2 protein-coding genes are annotated in these 3,719 nt (G+C 39.3%); both read right to left on the reverse strand.

What is annotated here, in order from left to right:
* Positions 1 to 108 precede the first annotated feature (108 nt).
* Positions 109 to 2,334 carry a polysaccharide biosynthesis tyrosine autokinase gene (locus GNE10_RS32800; RefSeq protein ID WP_185570201.1) on the reverse strand — a complete coding sequence of 742 codons (2,226 nt, stop codon included), beginning with the start codon at positions 2,332 to 2,334 and terminating at the stop codon, positions 109 to 111.
* Between the two features lie 262 nt (positions 2,335 to 2,596).
* The gene (locus GNE10_RS32805) at positions 2,597 to 3,682 is read right to left on the reverse strand and encodes a glycosyltransferase (protein WP_185570202.1); all 1,086 of its coding nucleotides are present in this window, start codon (positions 3,680 to 3,682) and stop codon (positions 2,597 to 2,599) included.
* Positions 3,683 to 3,719: the final 37 nt, after the last annotated feature.

The raw sequence follows: 3,719 nt of genomic DNA on the forward strand, positions 1-3,719 counted from the left end.
CCCCTTCCCACCCTGTGTTGCTGAAATTAAAATAAAAATCTTTGTAGAGACGTTGCAATACAACGTCTCTACATCTGGATTTATAACCACCAATGCCCCATGCCTTATTTATTTTTCCACAGCTTGGCGCAGAGCTAATTGCTGTTGTTTGACATAAGGTACGTAATTACTGTTATTTGATACTCCATTTGCCACAACCCCAATCAAATTTAACTTGCTGAGCATGGCTGTAGCTTGAGTTAATTGGCTGCGCGTAACAATACCGATGCTTGCCACCATAACGACACTACGAGAGGATGATGCAGTGAGCATGGCATCCACCATACCCAAGACGGGCGAAGCATCTATGAGTACTAAATCGTAGTTTTCCTCAAATGCTGCCATTAATTCCATCATCCGAGGAGAACTCAAGAGATTAGCGGGGTCAGCAGGTTTTGGCCCGGCGGTCAAAATATCGATGTAGGCTGAACCTGTGTACTGAATATTAATTTGATTGGGTAGAGTTGCATCGCTAGCCAATAAAGTTGAAAGCCCTTGTTCATTGGGAAGATTCAGCTGTTCGTGTAGGCTAGGATCGCGTAAATTGGCATCAATGAGGAGTACTCTTTTATGCAAACGTGCAGCACTCATAGCCAAACCCAAGGCTAAAGCTGATTTCCCCTCATCCGGCAAAGCCGAGGTAACCATTAAAGATTTTAAATTGGAAACAGCATTTAAAAGTTCAATGTTTTTGTAAATCAAATCCAGCGATTCCCAACGCGGTGGAGATTGCAATACTTGAATTGTCCAAGGTGCGAGAACTTCTGGCTTGCCAAAAGGCAATTTAATCATTGATTCTCTCGGTTTAGCTGGCGGTAATTTGGGAGTTGTTCCTAACAATGGCAGGGGTATTTGCTTCTCTAATTCAGCAGTAGTATGAACAGAATCATCAATGGATTCCCGGATAAATACAGCAATTCCTCCTAACATCAACCCCACTACCCCACCTAACAACAAATTCTGTTGCAGATTGGGGCCTAATCGTAAACCTTCTTGGGGTTCTTCTACAACTTCCCAATTAAATCCACCCTTAGCCAATTCTTGCCGTAATTGTTGTTCTGCCCTTAAAAGTTGTTCTAATCTTTCACGGCTGAATTGTAGCTGCGGTAGCATTCGATTGTAATAAGCTAACAAAGGCGGAAAGCGTTTGATTTCAAAACGCAGTTCATTTTCTTTCTTAGCCAAAGTTTGGTCGCGGGCGCTTAAAGCAACTAAATTTGTTTGCGTTTCCACCAACTGACTAGCAAGGTTGAGATCGATTTCACCGAGTTGTCCTTTTTCCAGGAGAGAGTCTCCAGACATGAACGCACTAGCAGATTTTCCCCCTAAAGTTCTTCCTACTTCTTGTTGCAATAACTCCTTTTGACTTTGAAGCTGTTCTTTAAGCTTTTGTACGCTGGGAGTTGCATCTGTAAACCGTAAGCGTTCTTGTGCTAGGGCTAGTTCTGTTTTTTGGATTTCGTTGAGTAAGCCTTGATAGCGAGTAGACTGACTTAGACGAGAAGCTACTAAAGCATTTTGCGGAGAACGATTAAGTTGTTCTTCTAAAGATTTTTGTCGTGCTAAAGCTTCGCCATATTGAGCGCGAGTTGTTTGGCGTTCTTGAGCAATGTTGTTTAAAGCTGTTTCAATTGCTTTCGCCTGTGATTCTGGGTCAATTAAATTTTGGTTTCTGCGAAATCTTTGGAGATTTGTCTCAGCTGCTTTTACTTCTTCACTGGCTTTTGCTAACTGTTCCCTAATAATTTGCAGACCCTTTTGTAAACGCGAATCCTGTTGTTGTTTATTGTATTCAACATAAACTTGCCGAATTGCACCTAAAACTTTTTGAGTTTTTTGGGGATCTTTATCGGTGTATTCGACTTGAAAAATTTTAGTTGCAACATTATCTTCTTTGCTTCTTAATTGAGTTAAGACCAAAGAACCTTTAATTTCACCCGTAGTGATGTCTGGATATTCAGACTCAAGTTTATCAACTGCTTTTTGAATCAAGCCCGAACTTTGCATCAAGTTAAGCTGGGTTGCAGTGTCTATCACCACATTGGAGTCTGTAAACTCATTTTCTACTCCTCCTCCTTCTTTCTTACCTTGATAGTTCGGTTCTACTAGCAGCTGCATGGAACTTCTAAAAGTTGGTTTTGTCTTTAAAGTTACCATACCTGCAATGGTAATAGAACCAAACAATACTATTAAAAACCAAGGAAATCTCCGCACCAAGACAGTAAACATTTGTCCATAGCTTGGTTCAGTTTCCGAAACTGTAGTTATATGAGAATTTAGACTCGTTTGAACCACTTTTATTATCCTTCCCAGAATTTACGCTAGAGATAAGAGGAATTTAGAATTCAGAATTCAGAATTCAGAATTCAGAATTCAGAATTCAGAATGTAATCAGTAGATAAGTTAAATCTGTCAAGTTGGTAAAATTAGTAAATTTGGTATTTAGTCAAGAAATTAAAACCAGTATTTAGTGAAGCTGACAGAATTTATTCTGAGTCCTGACTCCTGAATTCTGAATTCTGAATTCTGACTCCTGACTCCTGAATTCTTGTTCAATTTACACCCTACAAGCTTGGTGAATAATTCCCTCGACTTTAGTGAAAAATGCGTTTTCAGAAAAATTTGTAACTGCATGATGGCGAATGCGATCGTAATTCCAAGAAATCCCCTTGGCTTCTTGTAATGCAATTTGCAAAGAATCGGGTGTTTGTCTTTTGAAAAAGACTCCGGTTTCACCAGGTATTTGAGTATCTAATACTCCACCAGCCCCATAAGCAATAACTGGTGTGCCGCTAGCATTGGCTTCTACTGGTACTAATCCGTAGTCTTCTAAAGCTGCCACAATAATAGACTTGGCTTTAGAAAATAACTCTTTACGAGTTTTATCACTGACGTGTCCCAAAAACTGAATATTTTGTAATGCTTTGGATTTTAAACGTTCTAGTTCTGGGCCATCACCGGATATTAATAACCGCCAGCCTAACCAATTAAAAGCTTCCACTATAACATCAAGACGCTTATAGCTAATCATCCGAGCAGAGGCTAGATAATATTCATCTTTAATATCAGAAAAAACAAATTTACTAGTATCAATTGGATAGTTAACCATTATTGCCTGTTTGCCGTAAATATTTTGAATTCGGCGGGCAACAACACTAGAATTAGCAATATAAATGTCAGGTTCTTGTGCATATTTCAAGTCTACCTTTCTCATGGCTTGGAAGACTTGCTCGATTAAAGGAGCAAAATATTTATAGTCTCCATATTCCTTTAAATAAGTTGCTGTATCCCATAAAAAACGAGTCACATTATGGCAAAAACAAATGTGACGAGCGTTGGGATTTTTTCGCACTGCTTTAGCAAAGCTAGTGCTACTACTAATAATTAAATCGTAGTCTTGTAAATCTAAGGCACGAAAAGCAGGAAAGTATAAAGGAGCCATTGACCGAAAATACTTAGCTGCATAGGGAATCTTTTGTAAAAATGTTGTGTTAACTATGCGATCGCCAAGGTCGATAGTTTTTTGCGGATCGTAGAGAGATGTGAAAATGTCTGCTTCTGGATAACGCTGACAAAGCAGTTCAAATACACGCTCTGCCCCACCACGCTGAGTTAAATAATCATGGACTAGAGCAATTTTCATGAATTTTACCTAAAAAAATAGGGGATGGGGCATTGGG

Source organism: Nostoc sp. 2RC, from assembly GCF_014222165.1.
GTDB classification, from domain to species: Bacteria; Cyanobacteriota; Cyanobacteriia; order Cyanobacteriales; family Nostocaceae; genus Nostoc; species Nostoc linckia.

What these genes read in the sequence shown, in the direction of transcription:
- GNE10_RS32805 (WP_185570202.1), bottom strand. Translation starts at nt 3,682, where the DNA reads ATGAAAATTGCTCTAGTCCATGATTATTTAACTCAGCGTGGTGGGGCA.